We start from the raw sequence: 19,770 nt of genomic DNA, 5'->3' as shown, positions 1-19,770 counted from the left end.
TGATTGAAACAGTCGCAGCCCGTATTAACCATCGTCGTTCCGTGTTTCAATGAGGAGGAAGTGTTTCAAGAGACCAGCCGTCAGCTGACAGAGGTTGTAGACGGCTTAATTGCAGAAACATTAATCGCTGAAGACAGTAAAATCCTGTTTGTCGATGATGGCAGCAAAGACCGCACCTGGGCTTTGATTGCCATGGAAAGCATAAGAAACAAGAAGGTAACCGGCTTAAAATTAGCCTGTAATGTCGGCCACCAAAAAGCGCTTTTAGCCGGACTGCATAAAGCGAAAAACAGATCAGACTGCGTCATTTCCATAGATGCCGATCTTCAGGATGACATTTCTGTGATCCGGGATTTTATTTTAAAATATCATGAAGGCTGCGAGATTGTTTACGGGGTGCGACGCAGCAGAAAAACCGACACCTTTTTTAAACGCACGACCGCTTTAGGGTTTTATCGGCTCATGAATAAGCTTGGGATTACATTAATTTATAACCATGCTGATTTTCGTTTAATGAATAAAAGATCTCTTGAAGAGCTCGCGCGCTATCCGGAAGCGAATCTGTTTTTAAGAGGAATCGTTCCCATGATCGGCTTTAGATCAGCCGAAGTCTTGTATGACCGTAAGGAACGCTTTGCCGGCAAAACGAAATATCCGCTGAAAAAAATGCTGTCATTTGCTTTTAACGGGATTACATCATTCAGTGTCGCGCCGATTCGTTTCTTTACGCTTCTAGGTTTTGTTTTATTTTTCCTCAGCGCTGTGGCGGGGATCGGCGCGTTTATTCAAAAGCTGCTCGGCCATACAAATGCAGGCTGGGCGTCGCTTATCATTTCCATTTGGTTTTTGGGCGGGCTGCAATTAATGGGAATCGGGATCATTGGAGAATATATCGGGACGATTTTTTCCGAAGTGAAAAGGCGCCCTAAATATGCGATTGATATCGATTTGTATAATGAGCCGCTAAGCCCGCTCCAGCGCCAGGAAAAAGAACGGTTAGAAAAAAAGTACAGTTAAACGGAAAAGAGCTGACGTCATTAGTCAGCTCTTTTTCTTCAACTGATGCAAGATGGCGCTAAGAGGCTCGTCTTGCGGGTTGCGGTAAAAATCAAAAAATGGACAGCCTTGCTTTTTAATCCGATCGATGACGGTATCGATTGTAAACATGGCGGGTGTTAAGGATGTTTGTACCTCGTGCCAATAGAGCGGTGCAGCGACAGTGCCAAGCTCGTTTCCTCTTGTCGAATAGGGACAGATAATTGTTTTTCCTTCAGCATGCTGCAAATAATCAAGATACAATTTACCGTGCCTGTTTTTGATCAAGCGTTCCGTTGTAAATAACTCGGGAAATGCATGAGTGCAGTACTCAGCGATCAGCTGTGTAAACTGGCGTGTTTCTCCATACGTAAAGGCCTCGGGGGACAAGGGAATGTACAGCTGGATTCCCTTGTTGCCGGAAAGCTTCGGATACGATGCAATGCCAAAGGAGTCAAACAGCCGCTTCAGTTCATTCGCAGCCTGCACGGCCATGAGAAAGTCATCACGTGAAGGCGGGTCCAAATCAATGACAATTTCAGCCGGACGGCTGCTTTTAATGGTTTGAAAGGGAACATGGAACTCCAAAGCAAGCTGGTTGGCAAGCCACAATAGTGTAGACATATCCTCGCAGACGATATGTTCATGGCTTCCGTCATAGAAAGATTGAACAAAATCCGGCGCGTAGTCCGGCTTATTTTTTTGAAAAAACGATTCGCTCCTTGACCCATGAGGATAGCGGATGACGGTGACAGCACGGTTGTTCAGAAAGGGGAACAAATAGTCACTGGCTTCAATCATATACTGAATAAAATCTTCTTTTGTTTTTTTGTTCTTTTCAAATATGATTTTATCCAGGCTAGTGAACTGCAGCTTTGGATGAACCGGTTTTGAGTGGCGTATGACTTGTGCATACGTGCATTCGGTCCAGTTCATTTGGAACTCGAAACCGACAAACGACACCTCTCTTAATGTGCCTTGGAGAATCGTTAAATATTGAACGATTGCACAAATTGATGGTTCAAGCGTAAATTCGCCTGAAGGTGTTTGATGTCCGTGCTGTTCCATAATATTGCGTATCGCGATTTTTTCCTCATCGCGCATTCCGTGCGAGACAGAGGCAATCGGTGTCATGACACCGTTTTTCAACACAGACACCGTCAGAAATCCATTGTTGGGGTTGAACCCTGTTATACAAACATAAGCCTGTTTAAAATTTTTATATTTGAGCCAATCGGGCGACCGTTTCTTTTCGAGCCATTTGCTGGTTGTTTTCTTTGCTACAATCCCTTCTCCGTCATATTTCATGATCATCTTCCATAGCGAATCAAAATGATCACGACTGGGGATATATTGAATGGTTTCCTTTGCGTAAGGGTCGGGAGACGCAGGAAGATTTGCCGCGGATATGAGATCGTACAGCGTTTTTTTTCGGTCCAGATACGAAAGAGACGATATATCTGCTCCGTTTCGCTCTAACAGGTCAAAGGTCAGAAAGCAGCACGGCCGCGCGTTTGCCGATTCTTGAATCTTGTCCGGTCTTTTCAAACGCCCGCGCACTTGAAGGTGTTCAAAATCTCCGCGGTAAGGGTTCACCAAACATACGATTTCGCCATCGAGTGTCAGCGGAAGATCTTTTTCCATGTGCTGAAAGGCTGTTTTGGCGAATTGCGTGATTTCAGGGAAGGTGCTGTTAAGCTCCAAGCCATTTCTGCTGGTTAACGTCACACCCGCTGAATGGATGCGGAGAATACAGCGGTACCCGTCATATTTTACTTCATACTGCCATTCATTTCCTATTGGCGGTGACGAAGTAAGGACGGGCTGCATGGTAAACGCCATGGGCTATGACGTGCCGGAGGCTTTTTGTCTTGTCGTTTTTCGTTTTTTATCTCCGGCTCCTTTCGATTCAGCGGCTTGTGCCGGTGCTGCTGCCGGGGTTTCCCGGTTCGGCCTTCTGGTGCGGTCGATACTGGCTTGCAGGGCGCTGACCAGGTCGATGACATCTTCACGAGGAGGCGCTTTGTCAGGAGTGACGGCTGTTTCTTTATTTTCAAGCTTGTCGTTGACTCTTTGGAGCAGGGCGTGACGGTACGTGTCTTCATATTTTTCCGGCTCAAACTCAGTCGTCAGCTCATCTATTAATGTGATAGCGGTTTGCAGTTCCTTTTCGTTTACATTTGTTTGATCTGGTACACCCGGGACATGGGCAGCGCTTCTGACTTCATCCGGATAATGGATGGACTCCATCACAATGCAATTTTCATAAACGCGGAGAATGGCTAGCTGCTGCTTCGATCTGATCGTCATATTGGCGATGCCGATCTTTCCGGTTGAACGCAGTGCCTCACGCAGCAAAGTATAAGCTTTCGTGCCGTTATCTCCCGGTCCGACAAAGTAGGAGCGGTTAAAATAAATCGGGTCAATTTCCTGCAGCTGAACAAAATCAACAATTTCAACCGCTTTCTCTTCATGCTCCTGCTTTAAACTTTTTAAATCTTCGTCCGTCAGCACCACATATTTTCCTTTTACATATTCATATCCCTTCACAATTTCATCAGGACTGAGTGTTTGTTCGCAATTCGTGCAAATTTTTTCGTATTTGATCGGCGCGTGATCCTCTTTATGAAGGCTGCGCAGCTTAATGTCTTTATCTTCCGTGGCCGCATATAGCTTGATGGGGATATTAACTAATCCGAAACTGATCGATCCCTTCCACATTGTATGCATATTGATAAACCCCTTTTTTTCTTTAGTGTGGAGAGAAGGAGTATAATTCATGTGTAGTAACTTATGGGTGAAAAAACAGCCGTGCTGTTAATGCGGCGGCTGTTTCAGAAAGGATTGTTCGAGTTGTTCCGGCGGTATCGGTTTGCTGAAAAAGAAGCCCTGTAAATAATCACAGCCTTTTTCGTAAAGCAGCTGTCTTTGAGCTGAATTTTCCACACCTTCTGCAATCACCTGCAAAGACAGCTGATGGCCCATAGCAATTATCGCCCCGGTAATTTGCTCTGCTTTCGGATGGGTCTGAATATCGTCGATAAATGATTTGTCGATTTTTAGTCTGTGAATCGGAAAGTCCTTCAAATAGCTAAGAGAGCTGTGCCCTGTTCCAAAATCATCAATACTGATTCTGATTCCTAATTCCGTTAAGGATGACAAAACCCTCTTGGAGTGATCAAGATTGTCCATTGTCATGCTTTCTGTCACTTCTGCTTCAAGAAGCTGCGGAGGAAGCTGGTACTTTTCAAGCGCATCCTTGATCAGGGGGATCAGATCTTTGGATTGAAACTGTCTGGCGGAAATATTAATGGCGACAGAAAGGTTATACCCTTTGTCATACCAAGCTCTTGCCTGCTTGCATGCTTCATCTATAATCCACTTTCCGATATCAATAATGAGACCTGTTTCTTCAGCAACACTGATGAATTCTCCGGGCGGACACAGCTGTCCGTCGGGTGTGACAAGGCGTATCAGCGCTTCAACACCTGTCATTTTTTGGCTTTTGGTGCTGAATTGGGGCTGATAATGCAGAACAAATCGATCGTTTTCGATTGCTTCTCTAAGTGCCATTTCTTGGTTAAGCTTGACGGTTTCTTTGTTGCCGATTGAAAAGGAATAGTATCTGTATTTGCTTTTGTTTCGTTCTTTAGCGGCATACATCGCCATATCCGCTTTTTTCATCAATTCAAGACCATCCGTCCCATCTTTCGGGGAAATCGCAATCCCGATGCTGACAGATGTGACAAGTGTATGATCCTGTACTTTGAAAGGATTTTTGAATTTTTGGATAATTTTTCTTGCTAATGCATCGGCTTCGCCTGTTCCGCTGTTGGAGTCCGTTAATATAATAATAAATTCATCACCGCCAAGACGGGCGATAAATCCATTATCAGGGACAACAGATAACAGGCGTTTCGCCGCCAGCTGAAGCAGCTGATCGCCGACATTATGTCCTAATGCATCGTTAATCACTTTAAATCGGTTTAGATCCAGAAAGAATACAACAGTGTGATAATGTAAGGCATGCTCGCATTTCATCACCTCTGTTAAGTGAGAAATGGCGTGCCTTCTGTTAGGTAAATCTGTCAGTGAGTCGTAATGAGCCATTCTATGGATTTCTTTTTCTGCTCTGTACTGCTTCGTCATGTCTTTGCAAATAACATAAATGCTGTCCAGCTTTTGATTGACCTCAACAGGGATAAGCGTCATATTTAAGTGAAACTGGCCTTTTTCAGTGATAAGATCGTTATCGCTGTTAATGGCTTGCTTCTCTTTTTTGACTTGCTCAAATAGACGCTGAATCTTATGAGATGTATAGTTTCTCCAATCCTGCATGCTAAAGCCGAATTTTGTGATCATATCCTCGCCGGCATGGTTGGATGAAATAATCTCTCCTTCTAATGACAGAATGAAGATTGCATCTATATTGTGGACGATTAAAGATTGAAACCTCTGTTCGTTATCCTTTATGTGTTCGCTCTGTTTAATAAACTTCCGATCAGCATGGGAACTGAATAATAATAGCGTTTGTATACAGAAAATGATTAAAGTGACAAAAATAGACCAATGAAACGTATGGACCTCCATATGACTTTCTGATGGCGCCATGTCCTCGTGGAAAGATGCTGCCAACATCCCTGTGTAGTGCATGCCTGAAATTCCTGCACCCATTATAATCGAACTGATGACTTTATAGAGCATAAGATGATCGGAATGTTTTTTCAAAGCCAAGTCAAAGAATATTTTTAACGAGACGAAAGATGCCACGATCGCAATGATAATGGATACCGTAAATAGAAACGGTTCATATATAATCATTACCCGGGAAATGGCAGACATTCCGAGATAGTGCATAGATGCTATGGATGCGCCAAGCACAACTGATCCGATAAGCAGTCTGTAATATGTAAGAATGTGCCGGCTGACTAAATATAAAGATACAAAAGATCCAGAAACAGCTGCTCCGATGGATGCAATTAAAGGCATGAATTCATATTGCATCGGCATTTCCATATCCGCGGCCATCATTCCCACAAAATGCATGGACCAAATACCGAATCCCATAATGAGTGAGCCGCCTATCAGCCAAATCTTGCTTTTTAAACCAGTATTAATCGTGACTTTCCATGACAGTTCAAGGGAAATGTACGATGCGGCGCAGGCAATAAGAATAGATAAACATATGAGCGTCGTATGATATGTAACGTGTATTTCCAAATGGAGATTCCCCCCGTGTCGTGTGTTCCAGTCTTGTTGACTCTCTTTATTATCGGATGCTTAACTGCAGAGTTTCAGCCTTTAAGATCATAGAGAAACGGTGAGATCTATTTTTAGTTCAGCTGACCGTGAAAAATGTGTTAAAATCATGTTGATGTTTGCTGATAAATCAAAATGCTTCTATATAAAGGTGGACAAGGGGAAGTGATGGCGATCGAAGAGCTGGTTATGTCATGGATTGAAGCATTTAAAAGCTTATCTTATTTAGGGATATTTCTAGCGCTCTGTATTGAGTTTATCCCTGCTGAAATCGTACTGCCGCTTGCGGGTTATTGGGTCTCTAAAGGTGATATGACACTTTTGGGCGTTGTTTTGGCTGGATCTCTTGGGGGAGTGGCCGGCCCGCTTACGCTGTATTGGATCGGCCGGTACGGAGGAAGGCCGTTTCTTGAACGTTTTGGAAAGTACCTCTTTATGAAGCCAGAGGCGCTCGATAGATCAGATGAATTTTTCAGAAAGCATGGGGGATTTGTAGCCTTCAGCGGCCGATTTTTGCCAGGCATCCGGACATTGATCTCCATACCGTGCGGAATTGCAAAAATGAACGTTTGGGTGTTTGCGCTTTATACGTTCATCGCCATGCTGCCGATTACATTTGTATATGTTTATCTCGGTGTGAAGCTCGGTGAAAACTGGAAGGAAGTCGGCTCTATTCTCGATCAATATATGCTTCCTATCGGGATAGCGATTTTGGCGCTGTTCGTGTTTTACTTACTGATGAAAAAGAGGAAAAAACGCACGAACTCCGAACAGTTGTCTGTATTTTTAAAAAATAAACGTTGACAAAAATTCGCGCCGCGCATATGATTGACGTATAAAATCATATTTCTTGAAATCCCAAAGGGGAGTAGCGTCCGGATTTGTTTCCGGAAACAAAGTCGTCATTTCATGGATTCCCATATCCATCGGCTTTGTTGGCATGCCTTGAATTCATGTCTAGCAAGACCTTTGCCTTATGTCGGCAAAGGTCTTTTTTGCATGGACCGGCCGGCATAAGATCGGATGAAGAGAAAGAAAACAACTTTTTGGGAGGGTATCATTTATGGATGCAGCATTACTATTAGAGTATGGTTGGGTTCTTCTCGTCTTGATCGGTCTGGAAGGGATTTTAGCCGCCGATAACGCACTCGTTATGGCGGTGATGGTCAAACATTTGCCGGAGGAAAAAAGAAAAAAAGCGCTATTCTATGGATTGACAGGGGCTTTTGTTCTGCGGTTTGGCTCTTTATTCGCCATTTCTTTTTTGGTCAACGTGTGGCAGGTTCAAGCGATTGGCGCTATCTATTTGCTGTATATCTCAGCAAGCCACTTATTGAAAAGATATGTATTTAAAAAGGAAGACACACATAAAGAGGCGAAACAAAGCGGTTTTTGGCCGACTGTTTTAAAAGTTGAGCTGGCAGATATCGCGTTTGCGGTTGATTCCATCTTAGCGGCAGTCGCACTGGCTGTGACGCTTCCCGGAACATCGCTTCCGAAGATCGGCGGACTTGACGGAGGACAATTTATCGTCATTTTGGCCGGAGGTATCATTGGCCTTGTGATCATGCGGTTTGCGGCTTCAATGTTTGTTAAGTTATTAAAGGAACGTCCAAGCCTAGAAACAGCTGCCTTCGTGATTGTCGGCTGGGTTGGAGTGAAGCTCGCTTTATATACACTTGCCCATCACGACATAGCGGTGGTTTCTGAGCACTTTATCCATTCGGGAACATGGAAGCTGATATTCTGGGGTGTCTTAGCGGCAATTGCGGTTTGCGGCTGGTTCATCTCAGGTGTAAAAAAACAGCCGGAGGGCACACAAAACAAACAAAATAACAGCCGGGAACGGGCGTAATCTGAAAGACACTGCATGAAAAGCAGTGTTTTTTTGTGTTTGAAACGTTTTCACAGGCGAAATAAAATAACATTTTTATAACAGCTTTGTTACAAAAAACATGTATAAAACCCCCTTAATTCTTTAGAAAGACACGAAATCATGTATAGGACGTCGGAATGGTTTGTCACAATTGAGACATTGGAAATCAATATTTCTTTTTCTCCTTTGCGATTCCCTATCAAATTAGCTATCATTAATGAGTAGTTATAGGGAGGAACTGAGGTGAAACCAGTGCTTAGCCTTTTGTTTAAATTTGGAAAAAAGAAGCAAACGCTTGAAACATCTGTTGAAAGTATACAAAAAGGCAATAAAGATCTGCAAAATGAATTAATACAGCAATATAAGCCATTTATCGCAAAGACGGTTTCATCCGTTTGTAAACGATATATAGATGAAAAAGACGATGAGTTCAGCATCGGACTGATCGCATTTAATGAAGCTATTGAAAAATACTCACCTGAAAAAGGCAATTCTCTGCTCGCATTTGCTGAGCTTATTATAAAAAGAAAAGTCATTGATTACATTAGAAAAGAAGCCAGAAGCGCACAAAATATCAATATCGATTTACAGGAAGGAGACGATCAGGAGTCATCACAAAGCCTGATTGAAGCCGAGCTTTCCATTGATGAATACCGCCGTCAGATTGAACAGGAGCAGAGACGGGAGGAAATCCTCTATTTTCAAAAGCAGCTCAAGGATTATGGTTTATCATTTAAAGAGCTGCTTGAAAATTCTCCAAAGCACACGGATGCAAGGCAAAACGCCATAAAGGTGGCAATGACGCTTGTTGAACATGAAGAATTGGCCGCTATCCTGTATACAAAGAAACAGCTTCCGGTCAAGCAGCTGGAGCAGCTTGTATCTGTAAGCCGAAAAACGATTGAGAGAAACAGGAAATATATTATTGCGATGTGTATTATCATTACGGGTGATTATATTTATTTAAAAGATTATCTTAAAGGGGTGCTGCACTCATGAGAAGAGGGATTATAGTAGAGAAAAATAGAAAATTCGTCACATTGCTGACCCCTGACGGACAATTTTTAAAAGCTAAAAATGATCGCCGCAGCTATGAAATCGGAGAAGAAATCATGCTTCCGAGTGAATCACGCATGGGCAGAAGGGCCAGCTTTTTTGATTTTTTAAAACTGCGCCCTTTCAAAATGGGGGTTTTTACGATGACTGCTATTATGCTTTTTATTTTTATAGTTCTCCCCGTTTTTTCTAACAATAAGGCCTATGCGTATATGACAATTGATATCAATCCGAGCTTCGAAATGGCGTTAAACAGCGATTACGAAGTCATTGAACTGACGCCTTTAAACGATGAGGGAAAAAAGGTCGTAAATGATATAGATGATTGGGAGAAGACCGATTTTAAAAAGGTGATTGACGATATTATAACCGACTGCAATGAGCACGGATATGTTGAGAAATCGAAAGAAATATTGATTTCCACTGTTTATGAAAATACGGAAGACAATACATATAAGAAAGCTGTGAAAAAACAGCTGAATGACGTGACGGAAAAATATAAAACGACATACCGCATGGAATCTCTCGAGTCAGATATGCAAACGAGAGAAAAAGCAAAAAAAGAAGGCGTTTCAACAGGCAGCTACATCAAATCAAATGAAAAAAATGATGATAAAAAGTCAAAAGATGATTCCGGCAAACCATCCGGGGAAGAAGATCAAAAAGGTGCCGGAAATGAGGATGAAAACGTCGATCAAACCGACGGCCAGGACAGCAAGCAAGAGGACAATGAACAGCTGGATGATCCAGATACCGGAGACCAGAAAGAAGATGCAGCGGATGAGCAGACTGATGATAGTAACAAAGATCAAAATGTAAAGGAATCAGATGAAAACGAAAATACCGAAAAAGATGGGGATCATGAGCAACCCCCAACACAAGATCCTCAAGATAAAGGAAATGAAGACAACAGCGGTAAAAAAGGCCAAAGCCCGTATCACAGGGACTGGAATAACGGCGGAAGAGGCCAAGGCCAGTATCACAGGGACTGGAATAACGGTCAACAAGACAAACATCATAGCAGAGGTAACGCTTCTGACCGCCGTAATCCAAGCAGTGATAATCATTCAGCTCAAACTGAAGATTCGCCGAGTGACCCCGGCGAATAAATGACCTGAATTTATTTAGTTGTGCCATTTAATTGTGATTGGGCTTGCTGTACCAGCCGCTTTGTCATTTCCCCGCCTACAGAGCCGTTAGCGCGTGCAACTGTATCAGAACCAAGGTTTACACCGAATTCTTGAGCCACTTCGAGTTTAAACTGGTCTAGTGCCTGCTCCACTCCTGGAACAACGAGTTTATTTCTGCTCGCCATCTTTTTCATCTCCTTTTTCTATAAAGAAATTCTTAATGCGTATTTAGTTTGAAATATACGGGGGTGATTTATGCTGGCAATTGTTTGGAGAATAAGAAACCCCCGGCCTTGGGGCCGAGGGTGACACAGACTATAAAAAGTCTGCTGTCATTTGATGAGCGGTTGTCTGAATATGGAACGTCAAAATGGAGAGGACTGTAATGGCGATAATCTGTCTGATTTTAAGCCATTGGCTGTCATTCAGTACTTCAAAACGGTGATGGAGGCGTTCTGTCTCCTGTTCGACGATCTCCTGCAGATTTGATTCTTTCATAGAAGGTGTTTCGTGGTGCTGGATGGCATCAAGCACATATGCACAGCTCTCATAATAAGCAATCGGGCTGATGACGTCATCAGATCTGTCTGAGATTGTGTTAAAGGCCGCTTTCAAAATAGCCCGTATGTGTTCAAAGTCATAAATGGATTTTAAATCACGTACAATTAAAAGAATAACTGCCTGTTCAACCGAATATTTTTTGCCCAGCTCAGGGTGTCCGATCAGATCCTTGATATCGCGCTTTACCCAGTTTTGAATTGCAGTTGATTTTAATGAAGTCAGCTCACATAAGTTGCCAAGCTCTACGATTTCATTTGTTGAAAGACCGTATTCTTTTTTCTGTTTTTTTCGTTCGTATCTTGTAAGAAACTCAGGAATTTCAAGATGATTGGCTGCTTTTTCTGCTGACATGTTCGCTGATTGGACGAGAATGTCGAGCGGGCTATGTTCTCCTTGCCCTTTTAGGGAATAGAGCAGCCGCACCATATCGGTTCGAGAGAGCTTAAAAATGTTCATTGTTCACCTCTTTAAACAATTTGACGCGGATACAAGCTATGTATAAGTTCAAAATTGAAGCGTCTGCAATTTACATTAACATCATACGTCGAATTCCTTGCATTTTCAAACGTATGTTTTATAATTTGAATATACAGGTTCCTTTGAACTTAAAATAACGGAGGTTGCTATGGCGAAAAGAATTTTTCTGTTTATTTTAACGAATATTTTGGTGCTTACAACAATCGGGATCGTTTTGTCTGTTTTAAGCTCTGTTACTGGCGTCGGAACGTACTTTAAAGCTGATGGCGGTATCGATCTAATGGCGCTTCTAGTGTTCAGTTTAGTCGTTGGTTTTGTCGGTTCCTTTACGTCGCTTGCGATGTCCAGATGGATGGCAAAGACGATGATGGGCGTCAGAGTGCTGAATCCGAACAAACACACGCTCAGCTATGAGGAACAGCAATTGGTTGATCGTGTCCATCGATTAAGCCGCTCTGCCGGTTTAACAAAAATGCCGGAAGTAGGCATTTACCGTTCACCTGAAGTGAACGCATTTGCGACTGGACCGTCAAAACGCCGTTCCCTTGTCGCAGTATCGTCAGGACTGCTTGAGCAGATGGATGATGCGGCGGTTGAAGGTGTGCTTGCCCACGAGGTCGCGCATATCGCAAATGGTGATATGGTAACAATGACGCTTTTACAAGGTATTGTTAATACCTTTGTCGTCTTCTTATCGCGTATCGCCGCTTGGATTGCAAGCCGCTTTGTTAAAGAAGATCTAGCGCCGATCGTTCATTTTATTGCAATGATTGTTTTTCAGATTGTCTTTTCGATACTCGGCAGCCTGGTTGTGTTTGCGTATTCACGCCACCGTGAATTTCATGCTGACAGGGGCGGAGCGGATCTTGCCGGCAAGGATAAAATGATTCATGCGCTTCGGACGCTTAAAGGCTATTCTTCCCGGATTATGGAGGACGATCAGACAGCTGTCCAAACGTTAAAGATTAATGGCAAAAAGCGTTCTTCGCTTTTCTCTACACACCCTGACTTAGATGAGCGTATCAGACGGTTAGAAGCTAAATAATACAAACACATTGTCCCTCTGAGAATCCTCAGAGGTTTTTTTCTTTTATCCATTGACTAAAATAATAAAAAAATAAGCAAGTTAAGAAAATGTTTCGTAAAAGCCTTTAAAAATGAAGCTAATATCTTTAGAATAATTACCGTACTTAAAAAGAGAGGCAGAAGGATTTTACATGAAATTTAAGCTTGGAAAATTGATACAGGCACTATCACCAGCCCAGCTGATTGCATTATATTATTTTCTTGCGGTTACAGTGGCCGTTATATTGCTGAGTTTGCCGGCAGCCCATAAACCGGGGGCGGAGTGGACGTTTATTGATGCGCTGTTTACGGCTGTCAGTTCAGTCAGCGTGACGGGGCTGACAGTCGTTGATACAGCTGATACTTTCAGCACAACAGGCATCTTTATACTGGCATTTGTTCTGCAATTTGGCGGAATTGGGATTATGACGCTCGGGACGTTCATTTGGCTGATCATGGGAAAACGAATCGGGCTGAAAGAACGGAAATTGATTATGGTTGACCAAAACCAATCTCAGTTTTCAGGAATTGTCAATCTCATGAAGCAGGTTCTTTTTCTGATTTTGTGGATTGAATTTTTTGGCGGGCTTATACTTGGCACCTATTTTTTAACCTACTTTGATTCCTTTCAGGAAGCTTATTTACATGGGTTTTTTGCCAGTATCAGCGCAACCACAAATGGCGGATTTGATATAACCGGCAGATCTATGATTCCATTCCGTCACGATTATTTTGTGCAGTTTATTACAATGCTTTTAATTGTATTTGGAGCAATTGGATTTCCTGTGCTTGTCGAAGTAAAGGATTTCTTGTTTTCAAAGCATCGCAGATACCCGTTTACACTTTTTACGAAAATCACCACGATCACATTCGGTTCACTCGTTTTATTTGGGGCCATCGGCATTTATGCTCTGGAAGCAAACCACGCGTTTGCGGGTAAGTCATGGCATGATATTTTGTTTCTGTCCCTGTTTCAATCGACGGCTACCCGGAGCGGGGGGCTGGCAACCATTGATATCAGCCAATTATCAGGTCCGACAATCTTTTTTATTTGCGCGCTGATGTTTATCGGAGCGTCGCCAAGCTCAGTCGGGGGAGGCATACGGACAACGACGTTCGCCTTAAACCTTCTTGCGCTGTTTCATTTTGCACGCGGCAATAAAGCCGTAAAGGTATTCAAACGTGAGCTGCATCCTGCCGATCTGATGAAATCGCTTGTTGTCACGATGATGGCGATTCTGCTCGTTTTTGGCGCGACACTTATCCTGACCATTACAGAAAAGCATTCCCTGACGGAGCTTTTGTTTGAAGTGTGCTCGGCATTCGGTACAACCGGGCTTTCACTTGGGATTACTGCCGATTTAAGCAACGTTGGAAAATGCGTCATCATGATTGTCATGTTTATCGGGCGAATCGGTATTCTGACCTTCCTGTATTTGATCGGCAGAAAGGAAATTGAAGCGAATTATCATTATCCGAAGGAAAGAGTGATTATCGGATAGAAAAAACACCGCGCGTTTTGCGGTGTTTTTTGATTGCCAAAAAAAAGAAGTGTGGTGCCCGTTTCTGTTGGAGAACCTAACATCAACAGGTGCAGTGTAACGCTCCTGCATCTTAGCGAAATAAAAACTGGCGAGGAGGATTTCTATGAAGCGCAAAGCTGAAGTAAATGAAGCCATTAAAAATAACAATACACCTACAGAGAGCATGGACCCAAATTCATATAAGACACAATATCATGACGACCCGAACTTTAGAGGGGCAAACCGCAATTCCAAGCAGGGTAAGCAAGGAGGCATGTAATGGTGAAGAAAAACCGTCATAGCCGTGACATGCAAAATCATAAAAAGCCAATGAATAAGGAAGTGCTGGAGGAAGAATTCTCAAGTGAATTTGGGGATTACAATGCCGGAAAGATCATCGAAACGCTGGAAGTCACAAAGCCTGACAAAAATAAAGAGAAAAAACAAAAATAAAAAAACCTCTTAGGCGGTGTTCCGCTTAAGAGGTCCTTTTTATTTTAAATAAGCATTTTTGCCCGTCCCTTTGACAAATTGCAATAGACTAGTCATTCTCAGCTCAATGAAAGGCTGAGCAACGGTCTTAACAAAGTTGCTGGAGAGGACTGATGTCAGGGCTGCTGTTAACAGTAAGAGAATGACTAAACTGTGATAGTCAGTAAGCACATCTTCAAGCCCAACCTGTCTCAGCGTTTTAATAATAAACCCGTGAAGCAAATACACGTAAAATGTCCGGGTTCCCCATTTGGTAAAGAAATACCGTTTTTGCGGAACGAGCGCTAAAAAGCCGAAGGTTGCCGCAAAGGCGAGAACATACCAGCCGATTCGGGAAAGTCCGCTTGCCAAGGTAACGTCTCCAAATGAAGAATACGGTTTTGAGCCAAACAGAAATGAATAGTCGAAGTCAATGCCCCAGCAGATGACGAATACGGCGGCAAGCACCCCGAGTGCAATTTGTTTGCCTCGTTTTGATCTCAATAAATCAAAATGATGTTTATTTAAATAAAATCCGACAAGGAACATTGGTAAGAATACAAATGTCCGCGACAAGCTCAGCGTGTTGCTTACAAAGTCGAGATAGCCGATCAGCACGGCGATTCCGCAGCTGACAAACAGCGCCCACAGCTTTGGAAGCTTTGAAAAAGGATAAAGCAGCAGGTTCCAAAAGAATAAGCTTACGAGAAACCATAACGACCATTGCGGATCAATCGGATTCACATTTGCCATGCTTTCGTCTTGCATCAAGTAATAAAAGACGGAATAGATGATTTGGAAAATCAAATACGTAATAATCAGCTTAGCCGCCAGCTTTTTTACATATCCAGGGCGTTTAAAGCCTTTCGCAAAATAACCGGATACAAGAATAAAGGCAGGCATGTGGAATGTGTAAATGAACTTGTAGAGGTAAAGCATAAAGTGATTATCATTAATAAAGGAACGAAGAATATGGCCGAATACAACAAGGAATATCAATAAGAATTTTGCATTATCAAAATAACTGTCCCGCGATTTATTCATAGCATCACCTTCTCTTTCATCAGTCACTAAGAGATTATTCCCTGCTGGTATATATTTTAAAATATAAAATGAAAAAGGAATCGGAAAAAACGCTGATTGTTAGGACGATGTAAAGTGAAGGTAAGGAAAGTAGAAAATGTCTTCTTTATGTAATCAAGCTGAAATTTTCTGAAATTTATAGGGCGAATGAAGGAAGTTCCCGCATTTTGTAGAAATATTGAGGGATAGGTTTTGAAGAAGGAGTGTACACGCATGGAAACTCTTGGTGCCCAGAAAAATACGGAGATGCGGGAAGAATTGAAGCGCCTCAAAGAAGAAAATGCCCAGCTGAAAAAGGAATTGAATCAGCATCAAGTGATTGTCAACAATACGCTCGATGCTATTTTTATATGTGATAATGAAATGCGAATCGTTCAAGCGAATGAAGCGACAGAGAGGATGCTTCAAGTTGATGCGGAAGATTTGAGGAAGCGTTCCGTTTTGGATTTTTTGTTTTCAATCCCACAGGATGAACTGAATTTTGCCGTAAAGAAGTTTTTTAAAAAAGGTTTCCTGTGGAAGGAGGTTCCGATCAGGCTTGATGGCGGGGCGACAAAATACATAGAGTTTCTGGCCAAAAGAGGGATTGGCGAGGATTTCTTTTTTGTTGTCATGAGAGATATATCTTCAAAGAAGATTCTGGAACGGGAATTCTCAATGAATGAACAGCTTTTTAAAGACTTGTTTGACAGGGCTGTTGACGGAATCGTCCTGTTTGATAAAGACGGCAGTTTTATCGATGCCAATTTGTCCTTCTGCAAAAGCTTTGAAATCAATCATAATGAGCTGTCTCATCTATCGTTGTATAAGTTCATAGACAGCGGATCGCGGAAAGATTTAGACAACATTTGGAAGACGCTCAACCGTAAGGGAAAAGCGCAGGGGGAGCTGCCCGTTAAGCTTCGTTCAGGCGTTCAAAAGCTATTTGAATTCACGATTACCTCAAACATCATCAGCGGGTTTTATATGTCTATTATGAGAGATATCACAGAGAAGCGGTCTATGGAGCTGCAGCTCTTTAAAAGTGAGGAGCGCTTCAGAGAAATATTTGAAAATGCGATGGATGCCATTATCATCTGGTCGAATGACGGAAGAATCGTCAAGGCGAATCAGTCAGCCTGTAAAATTTTTGAGTTGCCGATGAATTTGCTGTTGAAAAGAAGGCTGTGTGATTTTCTCGTTGATTCTCAGAAAAAATACAGCGTAACGAAAAAGAAATACGCAAAATACGGAGAGATTAGAGAAGAGCTGCTGTTCCAAATGGGAAACGGTCAGTTTAAGGAACTTGAATTCACTTCAAAGCGAACAATACTTGAAAATCAGCACTTGACGATTTTAAGAAATGTCAGCGACAGAAAGCGGATGGAAAAGGAGCTACGGGAAAGTGAGCTGAAATTCAGAAAAGTGTTTAATGGCTCAATGGACGGCAATGTACTGTTCGACAATCAATACCGAATCATCGATGCTAATCCCGTAGCAAGCCATATTTTAGGCCTGTCACATGAAGAGATTAAAAAGCACAGCCTGTTAGAGATTATTTCTTCCTATGAAATAGAAAATCTTGCATCATCAGCAAGGCAGATTAATTTTGATGAAATGGACAACGAAATTCCATTTTTGCTGAACAGCAGTGACAATAGGAAACTCGAATTCTCATTTAAACGAAATATTATTCAAAATATGAACCTGGCTATCTTTAAAGATGTAACCGAGCGAAAAGAACTGGAGGAACGTCTGCGCAAGTCAGATACCCTTCATGTTGTCGGCGAACTTGCTGCCGGCATTGCTCATGAAATCAGAAATCCGATGACTGCACTTAAAGGCTTCATTCAGCTTTTGAAAGGAAGTGTGGAGGGAGACTACGCCCTTTACTTTAATGTGATCACCTCAGAATTAAAGCGCATCGAATCCATTATCACCGAATTCTTGATTTTAGCGAAGCCCCAGGCCATTATGTATGAAGAAAAACATGTTACCCAAATTATGAAAGACACCATTGACCTTTTGAATGCGCAAGCCAATCTCAGCAATGTACAAATGCATCTTGATTTAATTGACGACATTCCTCCGATTTACTGTGAACCGAATCAGCTGAAGCAAGTATTTATCAATATATTAAAAAATGCCATCGAAGTAATGCCTAACGGCGGAAACATTTTTGTGACGATGAGAACATTGGACCGGGATCATGTAGTCATCTCCTTAAAAGACGAGGGAATCGGAATGACAGAAGATAAATTAAAACGCCTTGGTGAACCGTTTTATACGACAAAGGAAAGGGGAACTGGACTTGGGCTTATGGTAAGCTATAAAATTATTGAAGAACATCAAGGCGAAATCATGGTGGAAAGTGAAGAAGGGAAAGGCACCGTTTTCCACCTTACGCTTCCCGTCAGACAAAATGCTGAAGAAAGAAGGATTGATGAATGAATTACTACACGACAGCGGAAACGCCGCTCGGAGAACTTTTCATTGCCGAGGAGGATGACCAGATTACCCGTCTGTTTCTCAGCCAGGAAGATTGGATGGATTGGAGAGAAACCGTTCAGGATACTGAGCGCAAGGAAACACCTTATCTGGCAGAAGCGAAAAAACAGCTTCATGAATATTTCACCGGTGAAAGAAAGACATTCTCACTGCCGCTGAGTCAAAAGGGCACCCCTTTTCAGCAAAAAGTGTGGGAGGCGCTGGCGATGATACCATACGGAGAATCCAGAAGCTATGCTGACATTGCCGAAGCGGTAGGCAGTCCGAAAGCGGTGCGCGCAGTCGGACAGGCTAATAAACGAAACGACCTGCCGATTTTTGTCCCATGTCACAGAGTGATCGGCAAAAACAGCTCGTTAACAGGGTACGCTGGGAGCAAAACCGATATCAAAGCATTTTTGCTGAACATCGAGAGAATCTCCTACAAAGAAAAATAAAACATATGGTACGTTCCTTTTTTTCGCGGCTGACATATCATTTTATTAAGTGAAAAAAGTTGGTCTGATGAAAAAGGAGGACAAAGCAATTGAAGCCGAGCCGCTCTGAGAAAATTGCCGTTTTTGCCAAACTGTTTGTGAAACTGCACATCATATCAAGCGCTCAAAAAGATGAAATCATCAATATGAATAAAAACAAACAAAAAAACCGCTGACTCGCTCAAAATGAGCAAAGGGCAGCGGTTTTTAGTGGACCTTTTCGCCTTTGAAGAGCTGTTCAATCTCTTCTTCATAGTTACCGGTCATAATCCCTTTTTCAGTAATAATTCCTGAAATGAGATCATGGGGTGTAATGTCAAAAGCGGGATTAAAGACGGGCACTTCAGATGGAGCGGTCCGGACTCCTGAAATCTGCCTGACTTCCTCGGGATCGCGTTCCTCTATCGGGATATCAGCGCCAGATTTCACTTTCGTATCAAATGTGGATAATGGTGCGGCGACAAAAAACGGAATATCAAAGGCGTTGGCTAAAATTGCGAGACCGTATGTTCCGATTTTATTTGCCGTATCACCGTTCTTTGCAATGCGATCGGCGCCGACGATGACAGCAGAAATTTGTTTTTCCTTCATCGTATGGGCGGCCATGCTGTCTGTGATCAAAGTGACATCAATGCCGCCCTGCATCAGCTCCCACGCAGTCAGGCGCGAACCTTGAAGAACAGGCCTTGTTTCACAGGCATAAATGTGCAGTCCCAAATCTTTTTGTTTGGCCAAATAAAATGGAGCCAGCGCCGTACCGTAGCGGCTTGTCGCGATAGAGCCGGCATTGCAGATTGTCATAATCCGGTCGCCTTTTTTGAAAAGCTGCAGGGCGTTTTGACCGATCATCCGGCACGTTTCCTCATCCTCGACCTGAATTTGAATCGCTTCATGGACAAGGTTTGTTTTTGCTTCATTTACGGAAATGGCGTTTTCGATCGAATGGCGCAGTCTCTCAAGCGCCCATGATAAATTAATGGCGGTGGGCCGTGAGCTGTTTAAATACTCTTTGATATCATCCAGTCTGCGGCGGAATTCAGTAACATCATCCGTTTCAATGTCTTTTGCAGTAAGCGCAAGTCCGAAGGCTGCCGTAATGCCGATCGCCGGGGCGCCTCTTACTTTGAGCGTGACAATGGCATCAAATACATCCTCTTTCGTTGTCAGTTCTAAATATTCCGTCACATCAGGAAGCTTTTGCTGATTTAAAATGGTAATAGCTGTTTCTTTCCATTCAACAGAACGCGGAACAGCAAATGAATAGGTCATGA

At 42.7% G+C, this 19,770-nt stretch carries 19 protein-coding genes; 12 read left to right on the top strand and 7 right to left on the bottom strand.

Annotated elements, in window-relative coordinates; all coding sequences use genetic code 11:
- Nucleotides 1-3 precede the first annotated feature (3 nt).
- Entirely contained in the window at nucleotides 4-1,017 is a 1,014-nt protein-coding gene (locus V756_RS0120530) for a glycosyltransferase family 2 protein (RefSeq protein ID WP_024716319.1), read from the top strand.
- 24 nt (nucleotides 1,018-1,041) lie between these two features.
- Here V756_RS0120530 and V756_RS0120525 read toward each other — a convergent pair whose 3' ends face one another.
- From V756_RS0120525 to V756_RS0120515, 3 genes are all read right to left on the bottom strand, one after another.
- Nucleotides 1,042-2,877, bottom strand: coding sequence for a DNA ligase D (locus tag V756_RS0120525; protein WP_024716318.1), 1,836 nt, complete (start codon nucleotides 2,875-2,877; stop codon nucleotides 1,042-1,044).
- A 3-nt stretch (nucleotides 2,878-2,880) separates the two neighbouring features.
- Complete coding sequence (ku, locus tag V756_RS0120520) at nucleotides 2,881-3,765, bottom strand: non-homologous end joining protein Ku (protein WP_024716317.1); 885 nt, start codon at nucleotides 3,763-3,765, stop codon at nucleotides 2,881-2,883.
- 87 nt (nucleotides 3,766-3,852) lie between these two features.
- Nucleotides 3,853-6,255: an EAL domain-containing protein gene (locus V756_RS0120515; RefSeq protein WP_024716316.1), complete on the bottom strand. Its 2,403-nt coding sequence runs from the start codon at nucleotides 6,253-6,255 to the stop codon at nucleotides 3,853-3,855.
- Nucleotides 6,256-6,429: 174 nt separating this feature from the next.
- Here V756_RS0120515 and V756_RS0120510 point away from each other — a divergent pair, with 174 nt between their 5' ends.
- The 4 genes from V756_RS0120510 (at nucleotide 6,430) to V756_RS1000000123765 (ending at nucleotide 10,335) form a co-directional block, all read left to right on the top strand.
- Entirely contained in the window at nucleotides 6,430-7,098 is a 669-nt protein-coding gene (locus tag V756_RS0120510; RefSeq protein WP_081719937.1) for a DedA family protein, read from the top strand.
- 259 nt (nucleotides 7,099-7,357) lie between these two features.
- Nucleotides 7,358-8,149, top strand: a complete 792-nt coding sequence (locus tag V756_RS0120505; RefSeq protein WP_024716314.1) for a TerC family protein — start codon at nucleotides 7,358-7,360, stop codon at nucleotides 8,147-8,149.
- Nucleotides 8,150-8,413: 264 nt separating this feature from the next.
- On the top strand, nucleotides 8,414-9,169 hold the full coding sequence (gene sigI / locus V756_RS0120500) for an RNA polymerase sigma factor SigI (RefSeq protein ID WP_024716313.1): 756 nt from the start codon (nucleotides 8,414-8,416) through the stop codon (nucleotides 9,167-9,169).
- Nucleotides 9,166-10,335, top strand: a complete 1,170-nt coding sequence (locus V756_RS1000000123765; protein WP_024716312.1) for an anti-sigma-I factor RsgI family protein — start codon at nucleotides 9,166-9,168, stop codon at nucleotides 10,333-10,335. The genes sigI and V756_RS1000000123765 overlap by 4 nt, the downstream gene beginning before the upstream one ends.
- Before the next feature lie 11 nt (nucleotides 10,336-10,346).
- Here the strand turns inward: V756_RS1000000123765 and sspD are convergent, their stop codons facing one another.
- Together sspD and htpK are read right to left on the bottom strand one after the other, a co-directional pair.
- Nucleotides 10,347-10,541 carry an acid-soluble spore protein SspD gene (gene sspD, locus V756_RS0120490; RefSeq protein WP_003218568.1) on the bottom strand — a complete coding sequence of 65 codons (195 nt, stop codon included), beginning with the start codon at nucleotides 10,539-10,541 and terminating at the stop codon, nucleotides 10,347-10,349.
- 130 nt (nucleotides 10,542-10,671) lie between these two features.
- Nucleotides 10,672-11,373 (bottom strand): transcriptional regulator HtpK, encoded by a 702-nt coding sequence (htpK, locus tag V756_RS0120485; RefSeq protein ID WP_024716311.1) that lies wholly within the window; start codon nucleotides 11,371-11,373, stop codon nucleotides 10,672-10,674.
- 169 nt (nucleotides 11,374-11,542) lie between these two features.
- On the opposite strand from htpK, the gene htpX reads away from it, so the two are divergent.
- From htpX to ykzE, 4 genes are all read left to right on the top strand, one after another.
- The gene (htpX, locus tag V756_RS0120480) at nucleotides 11,543-12,439 is read left to right on the top strand and encodes a protease HtpX (protein ID WP_024716310.1); all 897 of its coding nucleotides are present in this window, start codon (nucleotides 11,543-11,545) and stop codon (nucleotides 12,437-12,439) included.
- 172 nt (nucleotides 12,440-12,611) lie between these two features.
- Entirely contained in the window at nucleotides 12,612-13,961 is a 1,350-nt protein-coding gene (ktrD, locus tag V756_RS0120475; protein ID WP_024716309.1) for a Ktr system potassium transporter KtrD, read from the top strand.
- A gap of 145 nt (nucleotides 13,962-14,106) precedes the next feature.
- Nucleotides 14,107-14,262: a protein YkzP gene (ykzP, locus tag V756_RS01000000122885; RefSeq protein WP_014663734.1), complete on the top strand. Its 156-nt coding sequence runs from the start codon at nucleotides 14,107-14,109 to the stop codon at nucleotides 14,260-14,262.
- 2 nt (nucleotides 14,263-14,264) lie between these two features.
- Nucleotides 14,265-14,435: a protein YkzE gene (ykzE, locus tag V756_RS01000000122880; RefSeq protein WP_032682215.1), complete on the top strand. Its 171-nt coding sequence runs from the start codon at nucleotides 14,265-14,267 to the stop codon at nucleotides 14,433-14,435.
- A 39-nt stretch (nucleotides 14,436-14,474) separates the two neighbouring features.
- On the opposite strand, the gene V756_RS0120460 is transcribed toward ykzE, so the two are convergent.
- On the bottom strand, nucleotides 14,475-15,497 hold the full coding sequence (locus tag V756_RS0120460) for an acyltransferase family protein (protein WP_024716308.1): 1,023 nt from the start codon (nucleotides 15,495-15,497) through the stop codon (nucleotides 14,475-14,477).
- Nucleotides 15,498-15,749: 252 nt separating this feature from the next.
- On the opposite strand from V756_RS0120460, the gene kinE reads away from it, so the two are divergent.
- The 3 genes from kinE (at nucleotide 15,750) to V756_RS1000000124030 (ending at nucleotide 18,675) form a co-directional block, all read left to right on the top strand.
- Nucleotides 15,750-17,966 carry a sporulation two-component system sensor histidine kinase KinE gene (kinE, locus tag V756_RS0120455; protein ID WP_024716307.1) on the top strand — a complete coding sequence of 739 codons (2,217 nt, stop codon included), beginning with the start codon at nucleotides 15,750-15,752 and terminating at the stop codon, nucleotides 17,964-17,966.
- Nucleotides 17,963-18,460 carry a methylated-DNA--[protein]-cysteine S-methyltransferase gene (locus V756_RS0120450; RefSeq protein ID WP_024716306.1) on the top strand — a complete coding sequence of 166 codons (498 nt, stop codon included), beginning with the start codon at nucleotides 17,963-17,965 and terminating at the stop codon, nucleotides 18,458-18,460. Before kinE ends, V756_RS0120450 begins: the two co-directional genes overlap by 4 nt.
- Nucleotides 18,461-18,549: 89 nt before the next feature.
- Nucleotides 18,550-18,675, top strand: coding sequence for a hypothetical protein (locus V756_RS1000000124030; protein WP_032682182.1), 126 nt, complete (start codon nucleotides 18,550-18,552; stop codon nucleotides 18,673-18,675).
- Nucleotides 18,676-18,706: 31 nt separating this feature from the next.
- On the opposite strand, the gene mtnA is transcribed toward V756_RS1000000124030, so the two are convergent.
- The gene (gene mtnA, locus V756_RS0120440) at nucleotides 18,707-19,768 is read right to left on the bottom strand and encodes an S-methyl-5-thioribose-1-phosphate isomerase (protein WP_024716305.1); all 1,062 of its coding nucleotides are present in this window, start codon (nucleotides 19,766-19,768) and stop codon (nucleotides 18,707-18,709) included.
- Between the last annotated feature and the right edge of the window lie 2 nt (nucleotides 19,769-19,770).

It is taken from the genome of Bacillus tequilensis KCTC 13622, from assembly GCF_000507145.1.
Taxonomy (GTDB): Bacteria; Bacillota; Bacilli; order Bacillales; family Bacillaceae; genus Bacillus; species Bacillus tequilensis.
This window is presented reverse-complemented; position numbering and strand designations above follow the sequence as displayed.